Annotated in this window: 14 protein-coding genes and 1 pseudogene; 14 read left to right on the top strand and 1 reads right to left on the bottom strand. The window is 63.8% G+C overall.

Annotated elements, in window-relative coordinates; translation table 11 throughout:
* Positions 1 to 361: 361 nt before the first annotated feature.
* From D5261_RS03635 to D5261_RS03600, 9 genes and pseudogenes are all read left to right on the top strand, one after another.
* Positions 362 to 2,389, top strand: coding sequence for a primary-amine oxidase (locus D5261_RS03635; RefSeq protein ID WP_119323411.1), 2,028 nt, complete (start codon positions 362 to 364; stop codon positions 2,387 to 2,389).
* Between the two features lie 3 nt (positions 2,390 to 2,392).
* Entirely contained in the window at positions 2,393 to 3,403 is a 1,011-nt protein-coding gene (locus D5261_RS03630) for an NAD(P)-dependent alcohol dehydrogenase (protein ID WP_119323410.1), read from the top strand.
* A 121-nt stretch (positions 3,404 to 3,524) separates the two neighbouring features.
* Positions 3,525 to 4,937 (top strand): APC family permease, encoded by a 1,413-nt coding sequence (locus D5261_RS03625; RefSeq protein WP_119323409.1) that lies wholly within the window; start codon positions 3,525 to 3,527, stop codon positions 4,935 to 4,937.
* 309 nt (positions 4,938 to 5,246) lie between these two features.
* A complete protein-coding gene (locus D5261_RS03620) occupies positions 5,247 to 6,014 on the top strand; it encodes an SDR family oxidoreductase (protein ID WP_218025702.1) in 768 nt (255 codons plus the stop codon).
* A 103-nt stretch (positions 6,015 to 6,117) separates the two neighbouring features.
* Entirely contained in the window at positions 6,118 to 7,053 is a 936-nt protein-coding gene (locus D5261_RS03615; protein ID WP_119323408.1) for an acetamidase/formamidase family protein, read from the top strand.
* Between the two features lie 344 nt (positions 7,054 to 7,397).
* Positions 7,398 to 8,717 (top strand): annotated as a pseudogene (locus tag D5261_RS33345) (ethanolamine ammonia-lyase subunit EutB); the annotation flags it as partial.
* Positions 8,700 to 9,569: an ethanolamine ammonia-lyase subunit EutC gene (gene eutC, locus D5261_RS33340; RefSeq protein WP_435792411.1), complete on the top strand. Its 870-nt coding sequence runs from the start codon at positions 8,700 to 8,702 to the stop codon at positions 9,567 to 9,569. The pseudogene D5261_RS33345 and the gene eutC, both read left to right, overlap by 18 nt.
* A gap of 86 nt (positions 9,570 to 9,655) precedes the next feature.
* Positions 9,656 to 10,591 carry an AEC family transporter gene (locus D5261_RS03605; RefSeq protein WP_119323406.1) on the top strand — a complete coding sequence of 312 codons (936 nt, stop codon included), beginning with the start codon at positions 9,656 to 9,658 and terminating at the stop codon, positions 10,589 to 10,591.
* A gap of 56 nt (positions 10,592 to 10,647) precedes the next feature.
* Positions 10,648 to 11,307 carry a zinc metalloprotease gene (locus D5261_RS03600; protein ID WP_119323405.1) on the top strand — a complete coding sequence of 220 codons (660 nt, stop codon included), beginning with the start codon at positions 10,648 to 10,650 and terminating at the stop codon, positions 11,305 to 11,307.
* Positions 11,308 to 11,323: 16 nt separating this feature from the next.
* Here D5261_RS03600 and D5261_RS03595 read toward each other — a convergent pair whose 3' ends face one another.
* Positions 11,324 to 11,836, bottom strand: a complete 513-nt coding sequence (locus tag D5261_RS03595; RefSeq protein WP_125206186.1) for a hypothetical protein — start codon at positions 11,834 to 11,836, stop codon at positions 11,324 to 11,326.
* Between the two features lie 327 nt (positions 11,837 to 12,163).
* Between D5261_RS03595 and D5261_RS03590 the strand changes: the two genes are divergently transcribed.
* Genes D5261_RS03590 through D5261_RS03570 form a run of 5 tightly spaced genes read left to right on the top strand, consistent with a single transcriptional unit; the run spans position 12,164 to position 16,858 of the window.
* Positions 12,164 to 12,862, top strand: a complete 699-nt coding sequence (locus tag D5261_RS03590; RefSeq protein WP_165864459.1) for a prolipoprotein diacylglyceryl transferase — start codon at positions 12,164 to 12,166, stop codon at positions 12,860 to 12,862.
* Entirely contained in the window at positions 12,859 to 13,380 is a 522-nt protein-coding gene (locus D5261_RS03585) for a hypothetical protein (protein WP_165864458.1), read from the top strand. The genes D5261_RS03590 and D5261_RS03585 overlap by 4 nt, the downstream gene beginning before the upstream one ends.
* On the top strand, positions 13,377 to 14,825 hold the full coding sequence (locus tag D5261_RS03580) for a radical SAM protein (protein WP_165864457.1): 1,449 nt from the start codon (positions 13,377 to 13,379) through the stop codon (positions 14,823 to 14,825). The genes D5261_RS03585 and D5261_RS03580 overlap by 4 nt, the downstream gene beginning before the upstream one ends.
* Entirely contained in the window at positions 14,822 to 15,100 is a 279-nt protein-coding gene (locus D5261_RS03575; protein ID WP_119323401.1) for a hypothetical protein, read from the top strand. Before D5261_RS03580 ends, D5261_RS03575 begins: the two co-directional genes overlap by 4 nt.
* A gap of 45 nt (positions 15,101 to 15,145) precedes the next feature.
* Positions 15,146 to 16,858: a GGDEF domain-containing protein gene (locus tag D5261_RS03570; protein WP_165864456.1), complete on the top strand. Its 1,713-nt coding sequence runs from the start codon at positions 15,146 to 15,148 to the stop codon at positions 16,856 to 16,858.
* Positions 16,859 to 16,877: the final 19 nt, after the last annotated feature.

The following is a 16,877-nucleotide window of genomic DNA, read 5'->3' as shown; positions in this document are numbered from 1 at the left end:
CGGGCTTGACAATTCACGAGAAGGCAGGGGTTATTGGTAACACATTGGAAAGTGAGGTGAGATTTCGATAGCGTTTTCGCTATTGACAGCATTGGATCGAATGTGATATCATCCCTGTGTCCGATCATGGCGATTTGACGACATCGCGCGCTGTAGCAGCCGCATCCCCTCGTGATAAAGCAAGGCAAAGACGTCTTCCCGATACCGTAACGCTCGCAAGCATGCGAGCTCTGGAATGGAAGAGCGTCTTTTTTTGTTTCTCTGCCCTATTCGTATACGCTGGCGGCGCCGCCACTTCTTTTCCCTGTTTCTGTGTATGACGTCGTCCGGCCTCAAGGTCGGATGATAGGAGAAGCGTGTTATGGCGACGACAGGATCGATCATAGAAGCCGTCGCGGCTCCGCCGCGCATGCACCCACTGGAGCCGCTCAGCGGCGAGGAGATTGCGGCGGCGGCCGGCGTGCTGCGCGCGTCGGGCCTCCTGGGCGATAAGATGCGGTTCGTGCTGGCGACTCTGGCGGAGCCGGCCAAGGAGGTCGTGTATGGCTGGACGGCCGAGACGGCCGCGCCGCGCGAAGCCGCCGTGCAGATCCTCGACAACGCCGACGGCAAGACTTATGAAGCCGTGGTGTCCCTGACGGACATGTCCGTCGTCCGATGGGAGCATATTCCCGGCGTGCAGCCGTCAGTGATGCTCGACGAGTTCTTCGAATGCGAGGAAGGCGTCAAGAACAGCCCGGAGTTCCAGGCGGCGCTCGCGAAGCGCGGAATCTCGGACATGAGTCTGGTGATGGTGGACCCGTGGTCCGCCGGCTGGTATGGCGGGGAAAGCGCGTCTTATGAAACGCGGCGCGTGCTGCGCGCCATGGCCTGGCTGCGCGCCGAGACGATGGACAACGGCTACGCCAGGCCCATCGAAGGCGTCGCGGTCATCTACGATTTGAACGAGCAGCGGGTGCTGGAAGTGATCGATACCGGCGTCGTCGCCCTCCCGCCGGAGCCGGGCAACTACAGCCGCGAGTATGTGTCCGAGTTCAGCCAGACGGGCGGCTATCGCGCGGACCTCAAGCCGTTCGAGGTCGCGCAGCCCGATGGACCGAGCTTCACTGTCGATGGGCATCATGTGACGTGGCAGAAGTGGTCGTTTCGGATCGGCTTCACGCCGCGCGAAGGGCTCGTGCTCTACACGGTCGGCTATGAGGACGGCGGCAAGGCGCGCCCCATTCTCTACCGAGCCGCGCTCTGCGACATGGTCGTGCCCTACGGCGATCCGGGCTACAACCACTACCACAAGAACGCCTTCGACTGCGGCGAGTACGGCATTGGGATGCTCGCGAACGCCCTGGAGCTTGGCTGCGACTGTCTGGGCGAGATCCGGTACTTCGACGCCTTTATGACGAGCAGCCGGGGCGAGCCCGTCAAGCTGCCGAACGCCGTCTGCATGCACGAGGAAGACTTTGGGATCCTCTGGAAGCACGTCGATTGGCGCAACAACCATACCGAAGTGCGCCGCTCGCGGCGTCTGGTCGTCTCGTTCATCGCGACGGTCGGCAACTACGAGTACGGCTTCTTCTGGTACTTCTACCAGGATGGAACGATCCAGTATGAGATCAAGCTGACCGGCATTATGAACACCTCGGCGCTGCCGCCTGGCGAGACGCGTAAATACGGCTCGCTGCTCGCGCCCGGCCTCTACGCGCCGAACCACGAGCATATCTTCAATATCCGCATGGATATGATGGTGGACGGTCCGCGCAACTCCGTGCAGGAGGTGCATTGCGAGCTGGAGCCGGAGGGGCCGGACAATCCGGCAGGCAACGGCTACTACGCGCAGGCGACGACCCTGAAGACCGAGCATGAGGCGCAGCAGCTCGTGGATCCGCTGCGCGGCCGCTACTGGAAGATCGTCAATCCCCACTCCATCAACCGTCTTGGCCTGCCGGTCTCTTATAAGCTCATGCCGGGGGAGAACAGCGCCGCCTTCCAGCATCCGAGCGCCTACGTCAGCAAGCGGGCCGGCTACATGAGCAAGCATCTGTGGGTGACTCCGTTCGACGCCGACGAACTTTATGCGACCGGAAAATATCCAAACCAGAGCCAGACCGACGCCGGGCTGCCGATGTACACGCAGGGCAACCGTCCGATCGAAGACACGGATCTGGTGGTCTGGTACACCCTCGCGCACAACCATATCCCGCGTCCCGAGGATTGGCCGGTGATGCCGGTGGGCTATGTCGGGTTCATGCTGAAGCCGGTTGGCTTCTTCGATCGTAACCCGGCGCTGGATGTGCCCCCGACCGAGTCGAAGCGCTGTCACGGGATCGCTCAGGAGACCGGCGGCTGCGGCTGTTCCTCATCGGGATCCGACCATAAGAACGGAGCGCACTGACTGATGAAAGTCCATGCGCTGGCCGCGTACGCGCCGGGCGAGCCGCTGCGCCCGTTCGAATATGAAATCGGCGCCGTCAGCGGCTTCGACTGCGTGATCCGCGTTCAAAGCTGCGGCCTGTGCCACTCGGACATCCACGTCGTCGATAACGATTGGGGCGGCGCGACCTTTCCCGTCGTGCCGGGCCATGAGGCGGTCGGCGAAGTCGTGGAGCTGGGGCCGGGCGTGACGCATCTTAAGATCGGGGACCGGGTGGGCGTCGGCTGGCAGTCCGGCGCGTGCCTGGGCTGCCGCGACTGTCTGCGCGGCAACGAGCAGATGTGCGACGCGAATCAGGCGACGATCCTGCACCAGTACGGCGGGTTCGGCGATTATATGACCGTCGACTCCCGCTTCGCCTTCCCCATTCCGGACGGCCTGGCGTCCGCGGCGGCGGGGCCGCTGCTGTGCGCGGGCATTACGGTTTATTCCGGGCTGCGCCACGCGGGAATGCGCGGCGGTCAGGAGATCGGCGTGATCGGCATCGGCGGCCTGGGGCATCTGGCCGTGCAGTTCGCGGCCAAGCTCGGAAACCGGGTCACGGTCTTCACGACGTCTCCGGAGAAGGCGGAGTACGCCGCGCGGCTCGGCGCCGCCGAGGCGGTGATTGTCGGACGGGACGGATCTCCGCCACAAAAACCGTCGCGGCCGCTCGACATCATCATCGACACCGTCGCCTCAGGAAAGGATTATAACGCTTATCTGAACTGTCTGGATTCCGACGGGGTGTTCAACCTGGTCGGGATCGGGAACGATCCGATCCCGCTTTCCGTGTTCGCCTTCCAGGACAAGCGCCGCCGAATCATGGGGTCTCCGATCGGAAGCCGGTCAGAGATGATTGAAATGCTCGGGCTCGCGGCCCGGTACGGGATCGTTCCCCAGATCGAGACCTTTGCTTTTGAGCGCGCCAACGACGCCGTTCAGCACGTACGCGACAACAAAGTCCGCTACCGGGCCGTACTCCTCATGGACTGACCGTTTGCAAGGCGAAGCCGCCGATCTCTCAAATCCTTGATATTCCTTCGGCGCCGAAGTGAACGTCCCTCGCCGTTTTCGCGGCGATCTTGCGTCATCGGAAAAAGGAAGAAAAAAGATCATGGCTACCGTTCAACTCCCCGCCGATCATCTCGATCTGGGGGAACATAACCACCATGCCGTCGGCTACCGACGCGACGCGCTTAGCTCCACTGAGACGCTGGCGCAGTCCATCGCCAACATCGCGCCGACTCTCACGCCGGCCGTCAACCTTCAGCTCGTCTTCGGCTCTTCCGGGAACGGGACGTGGTTCACGTACCTGCTCGCCACGCTGGGCCTTCTCTTGATCGGCGTCTGCATCAAGCAGTTCGCCAGCAAGACCGCGACGCCCGGCGCGCTTTACTCCTACGTGACGAAAAGCCTGGGACCGACCGCCGGTTTCATCACGGGCTGGGCGCTGATCCTCGCGTATCTTACGACGGGAATCGCCGTCGCCTCCTACACGGCGCCGTACGCGCAGACGTTGCTGAAGAACCTGAATATCGCCATGCCCGCCATGGTGATGTTCGTGCTCGTAGTGGGACTGGTCTGGTTTGTCGCTTACCGCGACGTGCGGCTTTCGGCGAAGATGATGCTGATTCTGGAGGGCGTCTCCATCAGTCTGATCTTCGTTCTCGGTCTTCTGATGGTCGCGCATACGGGCCTGCATCTGGGACCGCAGCTTTCGCTCAAGGGCATGACGCTGACGGGGCTTCAGGGCGGAATGGTCCTGGGAATCTTCTCCTTCGTCGGCTTTGAAAGCGCGACGGCGCTGGGCGCCGAGGCGCGCGATCCAAAGCGCTCCATCCCCCGCGCGGTCTTCATGAGCACGGCGATCGCCGGCACGTTCTTTATGATCATGTCGTTCATGATGGTCTCGGCGTTCTCCGCCTACAAGACGCACCTGGACGATCCGAACCTGGTGGCGCTGACCGCCATGGCCGACATCGCCCACGCGCCCGTCCTGGGCGTTCTCGTCTCCATCGGCGCGATCGTCAGTTTGTTTGCTTGTTCGCTGGCCTGCGTGACGGCGACCTCGCGCATCCTTTCGGCGATGTCCCGCGACGGCCTGATCCACGCGCATCTCGGCAAATCGCACGACACCAACGCCACGCCGCACATCGCCGCGACCGTTTGCGCGGCCATCATGATCGTGGTTCTCTTTGGCCTGAGCATGAAGCACGTCGCGGTTCTGGACATCTACAACATGAACGGCATGATCGCCACGTACGGCTTCCTGCTGGCGTATATTCTCATCGCGGTCGGCGCGGTGGTCTCGGCGTCCCGGGATAAGTCGCTCTCGCCGATGCTGATCTTCAGCGCGGTCGCCGGCGTCCTGTTCATGGGCCTGGCGGTCAAGGGCAGCGTCTATCCGTGGCCGGTCGCGCCGGACAACTATCTGCCGCAGGTCTTCGCCGGTTACATGGCGGTCGGCATTGTGTGGATGCTGATCGAACGCATGAAGTCGCGCGGGTCCTCAACGGCGATTGCGTAAATCCGGGGCCGTGCAAACCCCCTCTGGTCCTAACCTACCCCGGCCCTTCGGGCCACCCCTCCCGGGTAAACCCACCCCCGCGCTTCGCGCGACCCCTCCCTCGGGCGGGAAGGGTTAGTCGGATTGCCTCTTACGGGAGCGGCCTGCGATAACACACTCTGAAATAACCCTTCCCGGTGACGGGAGGGGTCGCGCGAAGCGCGGGGGTGGGTTTGCCACGGGAGGGGGCGCGCGAAGCGCGGGGGTAGGTAGGACTAGAGGGAGTTTGCCGGGCAGGCAGTACGTCATTTCTGTTTTCAAGGAGATTGTGTGAAGGGAATACACGGCCGGGTGGCCATCGTGACGGGGGCGAGCGCCGGGATCGGTTATGGGATCGCGCATGTCTTCGCGCGGGAAGGCGCCAAAGTCGTGGCGGCGAACCGAAATGTCGAGGCCGGGGAGCGCGTCGCGCGGGAGATTCGGGACGCTGGGGGTGAGGCGATCTTCGTTCCGGCGGACATCAGCGTGAAAGCCGACAATGAAAAAGTCGCGGCGGCGGCTTTGGAGACTTATGGGGCGATCGACATCCTCGTCCATAACGCCGGCGTCTTTTGGGAGGCCATGCTGGAAGAGATCACTGAGGAGGATTGGGACCGCTGTCACAACCTCAATTTGAAGGGCGCGCTCTTCGCCACGCAGGCTGTCCTGCCGGCCATGAAACAGCAGGGGCGGGGCCGAATTTTGTTCACCTCGTCCATTACCGGTCCGAAAACAGGCATGCCTGGATTCGCGCATTATGGCGCGACCAAGGGCGGCGTCAACGGTTTTATCCGAAACGCGGCCGTGGAGCTTGCGAAGTTCGGGATTACCGTGAACGGCGTGGAGCCCGGGAATATTTTGACGGAGGGCCTGGCGCAACTGGGCGAAGAGTACCTGAGCAAGATGACGCGCGCGATCCCCATGGGCAAGCTGGGCTCGCCCGAAGACATCGCCTACGCGATGGCGTTCTTCGCTTCGGATGAGGCGGGATGGATCACCGGACAAACGCTGTGCGTCGACGGCGGCCAGACGCTCCCCGAATCCGGCGTCGCCGACTGATATGAGGGACGCACCCCTCGCGTTCTCGATCGTATGGTCTGCGCCCCTCATGGGGCCGGGGGCGTCTTGACGTATCGAATATTTCCATGTTGGATCGAGACCCATGAGCAAACACCAGTTTACGCCGACCCATTATTTCAGCACGCTCGGTTCGCACCCGCCGGTCCTGCGGATCGCCGACGGCGATACCGTGGCGACGACGACGCTGGACGCCGGTGGTTTCGATCTTCATCGCGAGCGGCGGCACAAAGGCGTCAACCCGATGACCGGGCCGTTCTATGTCGAGGGCGCGGAGCCGGGCGATACGCTGGCGGTCCGGCTGGATCGATTGCGTCCGAACCGGCGCTTTGGGTGGAGCGGAGTGCAGCTGGCCTCCAATGTGATGGACCCCGCCGATGTCGCGCTGCTCCCGCCGCCGCCCGGCTTCGCCGAAGGCAGCGGTGAGTGGGATGTGGACTGGGACGCCGGGATCGCCGTCCTGACGTCTCCGGCGACCAAGCTCGCGCGCTTGCCGATCCCGATCCGTCCGATGGTCGGCTGCTTCGGCGTCGCGCCGTCCGGCGGGCAGGCGATCTCCACCGCGACATCATCCACGAACGGCGGCAACATGGACTACAAGGGCTTCACGGAAGGCGTCACGGTGTACTTTCCCGTCGCCGTCTCCGGCGCCCTGTTCTTCATCGGCGACGGCCACGCCGTTCAAGGCTGCGGCGAAGTTTGCGGGACGGGAATCGAGATTTCGTTCGACGTCGAATTCACCCTCTCGGTAATCAAAGGCAAATCGATCGAATGGCCCCGAGCCGAAACGGCCACTCACATCGTGGCGGCGGGAAACGCCCGCCCCTTGGACCAGGCTCTCCAGCACGCCACCAGCGAAATGGCCCGCTGGCTGCAAGAAGAGTATGCGCTGACCTGGACGGAAGCGCACACCCTGATGGGCCAATGCGTCGAGTACGAGATCGCCAACGTCTTCGATCCGGCCTACACGGTCGTCTGCAAGATGGACAAAGCGCTGCTTGCGCGCGTTGCGAATTTGTGATCGGGTTTGCGGGGTCCGGGCAAACCTATCCCCGGCCTTCGGCCGCCCCCTCCCGTGGCAAACCCACCCCGGCCCTGCGGGCCACCCCTCCCGCGACGGGAAGGGTATTTCAGAGTGTATTATCGCAGGCGGCTTTCGTAAGAGGCAATCCGACTAACCCTTCCCGTCGGCGGGAGGGGGCGCGCGTAGCGCGGGGGTGGGTTTGCAAGGGAGCATGCTAAGCGCCGGGGTGGGTTTGCCCCGAGGGGGCGGCCGAAGCGTGGGGTGGGTTTGCCCGGGCAGTCGAAGCGAAGGCCAGCTAAGCTTTTTGTGAAATGCGAGCGGTTCGAAAGCGGGAGATCGTCATGACATATCGGCATACGGTGGGCGGCGGCGTTTATACGTTTTCCGATTTGAAGACGCTGCTTGCGAAGGCGACTCCGCTGCGGTCGGGGGATGCGCTGGCGGGTGTCGCCGCCCAAAGCGCGCAGGAGCGGGTGGCCGCGCAGATGGCGCTGGCGGAGACACGCCTCACGGAGTTTTTGTCGTGCGCGGTCGTCCCGTATGAGAGCGACGAAGTCACGCGGCTGATCGTGGATACGCATGACGCGGCCGCGTTCGCGCCGATCGCGCATTTGACGGTGGGCGGTTTTCGGGACTGGCTGCTGTCCGATGATGCGGACGCCGACGCCCTCGCGCGGCTGGCGCCGGGGATCACGCCGGAGATGGCCGCCGCTGTCACCAAGATCATGCGCGTGCAGGATCTGGTGGCGGTCGGGGCCAAATGCCGCGTTGTCACGCGGTTTCGCAATACCCTCGGCCTGGAAGGACGCCTTTCCACGCGCGTGCAGCCCAACCATCCCACCGACGATCCGCGCGGCGTGGCCGCCAGTCTCTTGGACGGCCTGCTGCTCGGCGGCGGCGACGCGGTGATTGGGATCAACCCGGCGACGGACAACGTGGACGCCTGTATCCGTTTGGTCGAGATGCTGGACGAGATGCGCCGGCGTTTCGACATGCCCGTGCAGTCGTGCGTGCTGACCCATGTCACGAACGCGATGCAGGCGATGGAGCGGGGCGCGCCGATCGATCTGGTCTTCCAATCGGTCGCCGGCACGGAGGCCGCCAACCAGGGCTTTGGCGTTAACCTCACGATGCTGCGCGAAGCGCACGAGATGGCGCTGGCGCTGGGGCGCGGCTCGGTCGGCGACAACGTCATGTACTTCGAGACGGGGCAGGGGAGCGCGCTTTCGGCGGACGCGCACCACGGCGTCGATCAGCAGACGTTGGAGTGCCGCGCCTACGCCGTCGCGCGCGCCTTTTCGCCGCTGCTCGTCAACACGGTGGTCGGCTTCATCGGTCCCGAATATCTTTTTAACGGCAAGCAGATCATCCGGGCGGGATTAGAGGACCACTGCGCCGGCAAGCTGCTCGGCCTGCCGATGGGCTGCGACGTTTGTTACACCAATCACGCCGAGGCCGACCAGGACGACATGGATGTCCTGCTCACGCTGATCGCCGCCGCCGGCTGCACGTTTATCATGGGCGTCCCCGGCGCGGACGACATCATGCTCAACTACCAGAGCACTTCGTTCCACGACGCCCTTTACGTCCGCCGCATTTTGGGAAAGCGCCCGGCGCCCGAGTTCGAAGCGTGGCTGGAGCGAATGGGGATCTTTGACGCTCAGGGTCGGCATCAGCGGCTGACGGGGTCGCGCGCGGACAGCCCGATGCTGGAGGCGCTCCACGAGATCGCCCCCGTCGGAACTTCGCTAGCCCCCGCGTCCGTCTGGACGCGCCTGCGCGAGTTCACGCCGGCCCGGATCGGCGTCGCCCCAACCGGAGTATCGCAGCCGACCGGCGACCATCTCGATTTCCAGTGGGACCACGCCCAGGCCCGCGACGCCGTTGGATCTCCGCTGGATACGGAGAGTTTACAGGCGGGCCTCGCCGAACTTGGCCTGGAGACGATTCGCCTGCATAGCGAAGCCGCCGACCGCTCTGAATACATCCAGCGCCCCGACCTGGGCCGCCGCCTGAGCGCCCCGTCGCTCGGCCTGCTCGCCGACCAGCCCAAGAACTGGGACATCGTGTTCGTCATCGCCGACGGCCTCAGCGCCACCGCCGCGAACCGCCACTCCGCGCCCTTGCTTCAGGCCGTCCTCCCCACGCTCCGCCAATCCGACTGGCGCATCGGGCCCGCCGTCCTCGTCCAACAAGGCCGCGTCGCGGTCGGCGACGCCGTCGCCGAAGCCCTCCGCGCCGACATGGTCGTCGTCCTCATCGGCGAACGCCCCGGCCTCACCACGCCCGACTCCCTCGGCGTCTACCTCACCTGGCAAGCCCACGCCGCCACCGCCGACTCCCAGCGCAACTGCCTCTCCAACATCCGCCCCGAAGGCCTCCCATACCCCATCGCCGCCGCCCGCCTTCTCTACCTGATGCAAGAATCCCGCCGCCGCCAGCTCTCCGGCGTGCTGCTCAAGGAAGAAGCCGATCTCTCCTCCCTGGAACATTCGCCGCAAGCCGCGCTGTGAGACTTGGGCGTTTGTTCCTCATTCGACATCGGCGTAAAATATGATATGATGGATGCTGTCGACTCGATCAAGCAAGGTCTGCTCGCATGCAATCCGTCCTCAACGCCGTCCTCCCCATATTCGCGCTGATCTTCGTCGGCTACTTCTGCGCGAGGCGCGGCGTGCTTGCGCCGTCGGCCGTCGATCACCTGAACACGTTTGTCGTACGATTAGCGCTGCCGGTGGTGCTGTTTCAGTCGATGGCGCAGATTACCTGGGGCGAGGTGGACCATCCGGGGTTTCTGGCGGCGTTCGTGGGCGGGATGGCGGCGACTTTTGTTGTCTCGTTTGCGCTGGATCGGCGGAAGAGTCATCGGCTGGCGGATAAGAGCATTGAGGGGCTGGGGGCGTCTTATCCGAACACGGGATTTATGGGAATCCCGTTGTGTCTGGCGGTGTTTGGGGAGCGGGGTCTGCCGCCGGCGGCGATCTCCTCGTTTTTGATTGCCTGCGTGCTCTTTGCCGGAGCCATCGTGCTGATCGAGATGGACTTGCAGCAGGAGAAGAGCCTGGGGCGGACCCTCGTCAAGGCGGCGCGGTCGCTGGCGACGAATCCGCTGCTGGTCGCGCCGGTGATCGGGCTGCTGTGCGCGGCGCTGCATGTGACGCTGCCGATCCCTATTCTGCGTTTCACCACATTGCTTGGGGCGGCCGCGAGTCCGTGTGCGCTGGTGACGATCGGTTTGTTTCTCGCGCAGCCCGCCGCCTCGTGCGAAATGTCCACGGTATGGCGGCTCGTCGTCCTCAAACTGCTGTTCCAGCCGGTCGTGACGGGCGCGCTCGCCTTCTGCGTCTTTCCCATGCCGCCGCTCTGGTCCCACACGGCGCTGCTGCTCAGCGCCCTCCCCATCGGGACCGGCCCCTTCATGCTCGCCAAGCTCTACGACCGCGAAGCCGCCGTCACCTCACGCGCGATTCTCTTCTCCACATTGATTTCCGTCGTCACGATTTCCGCGCTCGTCGCGTGGAACGGGCGCGAGTAACAGCGTTCATCGTCGGGATCAGGTAAGCTGTCATTCAGGAACAGGACAACTTAACTATGATCGGCTCTGGCGTTCTCAATATTATTTCCATTGTTTACGGTGTCCTCGCCATTCGCATGGCCGTCGATGTCTGGCGCAAGCGGCGCAGTCTGTTCGACGACCAGGTGACGCCTGAGGATCTGCGACTGGCTAACGGAATCGCGTCTTACTTCTTGTGGCCGCCGATCGTGCTGCTGCACGAGGGAGGGCACGCGCTGGTCGCGGCGCTGTTTGGCGCGCATGGAATTCGGTTGCACTTCTTTGGTTACTGGGGAGAGATCACCTATCCGCCTCAGCTTACGGATCGGCAGGATTGGTGGGTCGCGCTTGCGGGGAACCTGGTCAATTATATTCTGGGGATCGGGCTGGCGCTCGCGGCGCGGTATCTTCGCGTATCCCTGATCTGGCGCATCATCCTTGCGTCCGCCGCCGCGAACCAATGGTTCGTCGTGCTGCTCTGGTATCCGATGCTTTGCCTTTCGGGTTCGTTTTTGGGCGATTTTAACGTCATCTACGGCAAGTCGTATTGGTGGGCGGGAAGCGCCATCGTGGCGGCGATCAACGTCATTAGTTTGATCGGCTATGTCTGGGGGACGTACTACGAGAGTGGTAAGGCGTGGGTTCACAAACACATCTGGCGGGCGGAGACCAGCGCTCCGCCCAGCCAGAAAGTGTAGGTGAGATTGGGGGCGATTATTGGACGGTGACGGCCAGTGGGCCGACGCTGAAGACGGGGGTGATGTCGCCGAACTTGGCGGTCGCCTGGTAGACGCCGGTTGATCCGAACGCCGAGACGGTTTCGGTGGATGTCAGCGACTGACCCGGAGCGAGCGTCGCCGTGAAGAGCGGCGGCGGCGGCGGGATCGATGAGTACACGGGCGTTCCGCCGGCGTTTTTGATCCCAAGGGTGACGCTGGGCGTCGTCGGCGATGCGCTGCCCGAGGTGATCGTGATGCTGGCGCCGGTAGGGTTGGTCAGCTTATAGGTGTAAATGACATTTCCGCCCGCGCTGACGATATTGGTGTTTTCCGTGACCGTGGCGACCAGGCCGTTGGGCGCCGTGCCCGTGATGGAGGCCGGCGTTCCGGCCGGGGGCGTGGAAGTGCTGTCACCGCCGCCACCGCCTCCGCCGCCACAGCCGGCGAGAAATGGCGTCAGCGCCAAACCAAGAATGCATAGGGCGGGGAATACGCGAAATGACTGCAAGGTAATGTTCCTTTCGAGCGCGGGAAAAAGATAGGCTTGCGGGCGATCTGACCAAGGTTTCGGACCGCTTCATGAAGTCTGGTGTTTTCTTCTTCAGACCTTTTGCGGACATCGTCCCTTCAATGATACTCCATAATTGGGACTCTCGAACGAATTTATGGCGCCTTTTCATAAGTTTTACCGCGTACCGAATGGCGGTCCCGGTAAGATTGCGAGGCTGCGGAAACCCTGCGGCGGGTAGGCGGCGACCGCGCCAGGCGAAATTAGGTCTTTCGTCCCAGTGAGGCGTGCTCCCCGGCGATGTATAATGGAGACAAGATGCTCTCAATGCTGCAAAATTGGGTCTCATGGACGCCCGCGAGCGGATGCTACGCCCTGGGGTATGGCGTAGGATTGGCCGCGTGGATGGGGATGGCGCGCCGCCGCAAGCTCGCCACGAGCGGCATGGCGATCGTGATGATGGCGGGAGCGCTCGGCGGACTGGTCGGAGCGCACATCGCCCAGTGGATCGTGGCCGGGTCGGACGGCAAGTCGGTGCTGGGGGCGCTGGCCGGCGGTTATCTCGCGGCGATGGTCTGCAAGCGCTCTTTGGGAATCCGGCGTCCGACGGGAGACTTGTTCGCCGTGGCGCTGAGCGCCGGCGAGGCGGTCGGGCGCTGGGGCTGTTACTTCGCCGGCTGCTGTTATGGGAAGCCGACAAATGAGCCCTGGGGGATCTGGGGGCACGGGGCCATGCGTCACCCGACGCAGATCTATCTGAGCGCCGCGAACGCCGTCATCCTGGCGATCTTGCTCTGGTGCGACCGCAAGCGGCCGCCGGAGAATACGCTGTTCTTCCTGCAAGGCGCGCTCTACTGCGCGGCGCGGTTCGCGATTGAGTTCTTTCGCGAAGGAAGCGTGTTGGCGCTCGGCCTCACGGCGGCGCAGTGGGCGTGCGCCGCCGGCTTTGTCTTTTTCGCCGTCAAGCTCCAGCGTCTGCTGGCTCCCGCGCGGCTGATCGTGGCGACGGGAGGCGCTCAGTCATGACCATGAGTCATTCCAGCGCCTGTCCCGGCTGTGGTCTGGAGCTCCAGGGAATGGAAACCCATTGCCCGCGCTGTGGCCTGGAGCTTTCGATCGTTCCGCCCGCCCCGCCGCCGCCAATTCCGGGCGACGCTCCGAACCCCATGACGATGGCGGGGCATTGCTCCAACTGCGGCCTGCAATTGCCGCGATTTCAGCCGATCTGCCCCAACTGCGGCGCGCGGGTCTCGCCGGTCCAATCGGAGCCATGGAATTCGGCAATGGGACGGATCCCTCCGGCCGCGCCCGAACAAAAACTGATCACCGGCAACAAGATCGTGGACGGGATCTTGGGATTCCTTTTCGTGCCCCTGACGCTCATGCTGGGCGGTATTGGGATCCTGGCGATTCCCATCACATTCCTGGCGCTCAACCGAAAGCACCGCGCCTTCACCCAGGGCATGGGAATTGGCGTCGCGCTGACGATCCTGCTGGCCCTGGGCGCGCTCGTCGCCTGCCTCACCAGTCTGAAGAACTTATGAAACCAACCGGCGTGGACAATCCAGAGACGATGGCGGCGGGGTCGGATGCGCCCTGGACCGAGGAGACGCAAAGCCTCTGCCCGCAATGCCTGCGTGATATTCCCGCAGTCTTGACGGAGCACGGCGGGCGGGTCTGGATGGAGAGCGTTTGCCCGCGCCACGGCGCGAGCCGCGCGCTGCTTGCTTCGGATGCGGGGGAGTATCGCCGCCTGCGCCAGTATGTGCCCGCGCGCGTCGGGGGCGGGTGCTGCGGCGGGGACACGGTGTGCGATCCGAACTCCGGACCTCCCGTTTGCGTGTTATTGCTGGAAATCACCCTGGCCTGCAACCTGCGCTGCCCGACCTGCTACGCCGACGCGCATGGTCACGACTTCATGACGGTCGACGAAGCGCGCCGGCGGCTGGATGAGTTCTTTCGGCGGCAGTCGGCGCTGGATCTCCTGATGCTCAGCGGCGGCGAGCCGACGATCCATCCTCAGTTCGCCGAGATTTTGGATCTGGCGCTGGAGTATCCCATCGGGCGCATTCTGGTCAACACCAATGGGCTGCGCATCGCGCAGAGCGATGCGCTCTGCGCGACTCTGTCTCGCCACCGGGACAAAGTCGAACTGTTCTTTTCGTTCAGCAGTTTTCGCCCGGACGTGCACGAGCGTTTGTATGGCCGCGATCTGCGCGCGGAAAAAGAGCTGGCGCTTCAGAAGGCCGGGGAGGCGGGGCTCTTTGTCACGCTGGTCCCCACCGTGGAGCGCGGCGTGAACGACGACGAGATCGGCGATCTGTATCGATACGCCCTCGCGCACGATCATGTCAACGGCCTGAACTTCCAGCCCGTGATGAGCAGCGGCCGCTACGAGCATGACGACTACGCCGCGCCGGAGCGCCTGACGCTCACGGATGTGATCGCGCTGCTGGAGGCGCAGACGGGAGGCGCGCTGCGGCGTTCGGATTTTGTCGGGCTTCCGTGCAGCCACCCCGATTGCAGCGCGCTGACCTACGGCCTCCTCGACGCCCGCCGCGAGACGATCACGCCGCTGCCGCGCCACCTGGACGTCGCGCAGTATCTAGACCTCTTCTCCGATCGAATCAGCTTCGCCGGAGTGATCGGCGGCGCGGCCCGGCGTGTCTGGTCGGACACGGTCCATCTGCGCGGCGCGCGCACGCTGCGGGACCTTGCGATCCTGTTCATGCGCGGCGGCCTGCGCGATGTCCTGCCCTTGCTTGGCAAGCCCGAACAGATGGGCCGCCGCGTCTTCCGGATCGTGGTCAAGCCGTTCATGGACGCCCATACGTACGATCGCCGTCGCATCGATCAGTGCTGCACCAAGATCTTGACGGAAACTGGCGAAGCGATCTCGTTTTGCGAATACAATATTCTGCATCGCGGCCGCCGGCCCCGCGCGGCGGGCATCGCGCTTCCCATGGTGACCCAAGGCGCGCCGTTATGAGCGAATGGGACCGCCAGCGCCAGGGCCGCGCATATGAAGGCTGGGCGTTCACTTTCTGCAAGGCCGCTTTTCTCGTTCTGATCTTCCAAAAGTATTCGCTCCTCGCCCTCAGCGGTCTCGCGACCGTTTTTTACCTCCTCGCCTCGGCGCGCGGCGTTCGGGAATGGCGATGCTGGGCCAAGCCCCCCTGGGTGACGATCTTCTGGGGCGCGGTCTTTGTCTGGCAAATCGGCCTCCTGATCACCCATCATCGCACGCTCTTGCTTCCCTGGTAAAGGAATTCGTTCATTTCCCGATAATATATGCGTGAGGCTGTTCCTTTGCATACGATCACGCTGGAGGATGCTCCCGCCAATACCATAGGTCCTCTCTTTCGCCGCCGGCTGATCTTTACCGTTAGCTATATCGGCCTGCTCTTGCTGGCGCTCCTCCTGCCGGGGATTTCCCATGAGCGCCGTGTCGTCTTCGACAACTGCAGCTGCGTGCTGGCGCCGCTTGCGGCGGCGTTATGGATGTTTCGGGACCTGTGGGCGTCCCGAAACGCGGAGGGCGGAGAAGGAAGCCGGCGCGCCCGCGCCATTCGCCTTTCCTGTACGTTTTTGGCGCTGGCGGCGTTTGCGGATGTGATCGGCGAGGGCATCTGGTGCTATTACGAAGTGATCGCCAAGCGGGAAACGCCGTTCCCCTCGCTGGCGGATATTGCTTACGTGCTGGAGCACCCGCTGCTCCTGACAGCCATCCTCTTGATGCCGTCGCGCCCGATCTCGCCCGCGATGCGTCTGCGCGTATTTTTGGACAGCCTGATGATCATGGCGTCCATCCTCACGTTCAGCTGGTACTTTGTGCTGGGGCCGACTGTGCTGGCGTCCCATGAAACCCTGCTCGCGGCGGCGCTGAGCGCCGAATACCCGATTGGCGATCTGATCCTGCTGGGCTGCGTCTTGATCCTCTCCGTTCAGGAACGCCGGACGATTCCCAGCGCCGCAGTCGCGCTTCTGGCGGGCGGGTTTGTCAGCATTGTCATCGCGGACGTCGTGTTTGCCTATCAGACGCTGCATGGGACCTATGCGACCGGCGAGCTCGTGGACATCTTTTGGCCGCTGGCGTATCTACTGATCGCGCTTGCGGCGACCGTGCTGCGGCGCCCGCAATCGTCGGAGGATGAGCTGTTTTTGCGGCGCGCGGACGGAGCGCGCCGGGCGGAAGGCCCCCTCTGGCGCTCACTCTTTCCCTATGCGCTGCTGCCCGTGGTCGCCAGTCTGGTGGTTTACTGCATTCGGAGCCGGGGACCGGCCACGCTTGAGAACGGCGTCTACGGCGGCGCGGCGCTGCTGGTGGTGCTGGTGCTGTTCCGGCAGATCGCCGCGATTCTGGATAACGCCAGGCTGAACCGCGACCTGCAAACAGCGTATCTGGATCTTCAGGAGGCGCAGGAAGCGATTGAGCTTAAGAACGCATCGCTGGCGGCGGCCAATGAGCGGCTGGAAAGCCTGGCGATGACCGACGGCATGACGGGGCTCGTCAACCATCGCGTGTTTTACGAGCGTCTGAGCGAAGCCTGCGCCCGCGCGGCGCGCTACGGCGCGCCGTTCGCGCTGCTGCTGCTGGATGTCGACCGCTTCAAACATTACAACGATACCTTCGGCCATCCGGCGGGAGACGCGGTGCTCAAGGACGTGGCGCATCTGCTGGAGGCCGGCGCGCGGGATACGGATATCGTGGCGCGTTACGGCGGCGAGGAGTTCGCGATGCTGCTGCCGCTCAACGACCTGGAGGGCGCGCGAATGATGGCGGAGCGCGTCCGCGCGTCCATCGAGGCGTACGCCTTCGCGCACCGGCAAATTACCGTCAGTATCGGAGTCGCCGCCTGCTCCGCCGACCAGGAAACTCCGGAGCTGCTGGTGAGCAGCGCGGATCAGGCGCTGTACGAAGCGAAACGCGCGGGAAGAAACCGTGTGGTTCTGGCGAAACAGGTCGCCGAGTCTGCTCCGCTGGAGATGGACCCAATCTCCGAACGCCGGAAAGCGTCTTAAAGCCAATGTCGCGTCGCGT

The sequence above is a fragment of the Capsulimonas corticalis genome (assembly GCF_003574315.2).
Taxonomy (GTDB): Bacteria; Armatimonadota; Armatimonadia; order Armatimonadales; family Capsulimonadaceae; genus Capsulimonas; species Capsulimonas corticalis.
The sequence above is the reverse complement of the archived record's forward strand: the minus strand, read 5'-3'. Positions and strand labels throughout refer to the sequence as shown.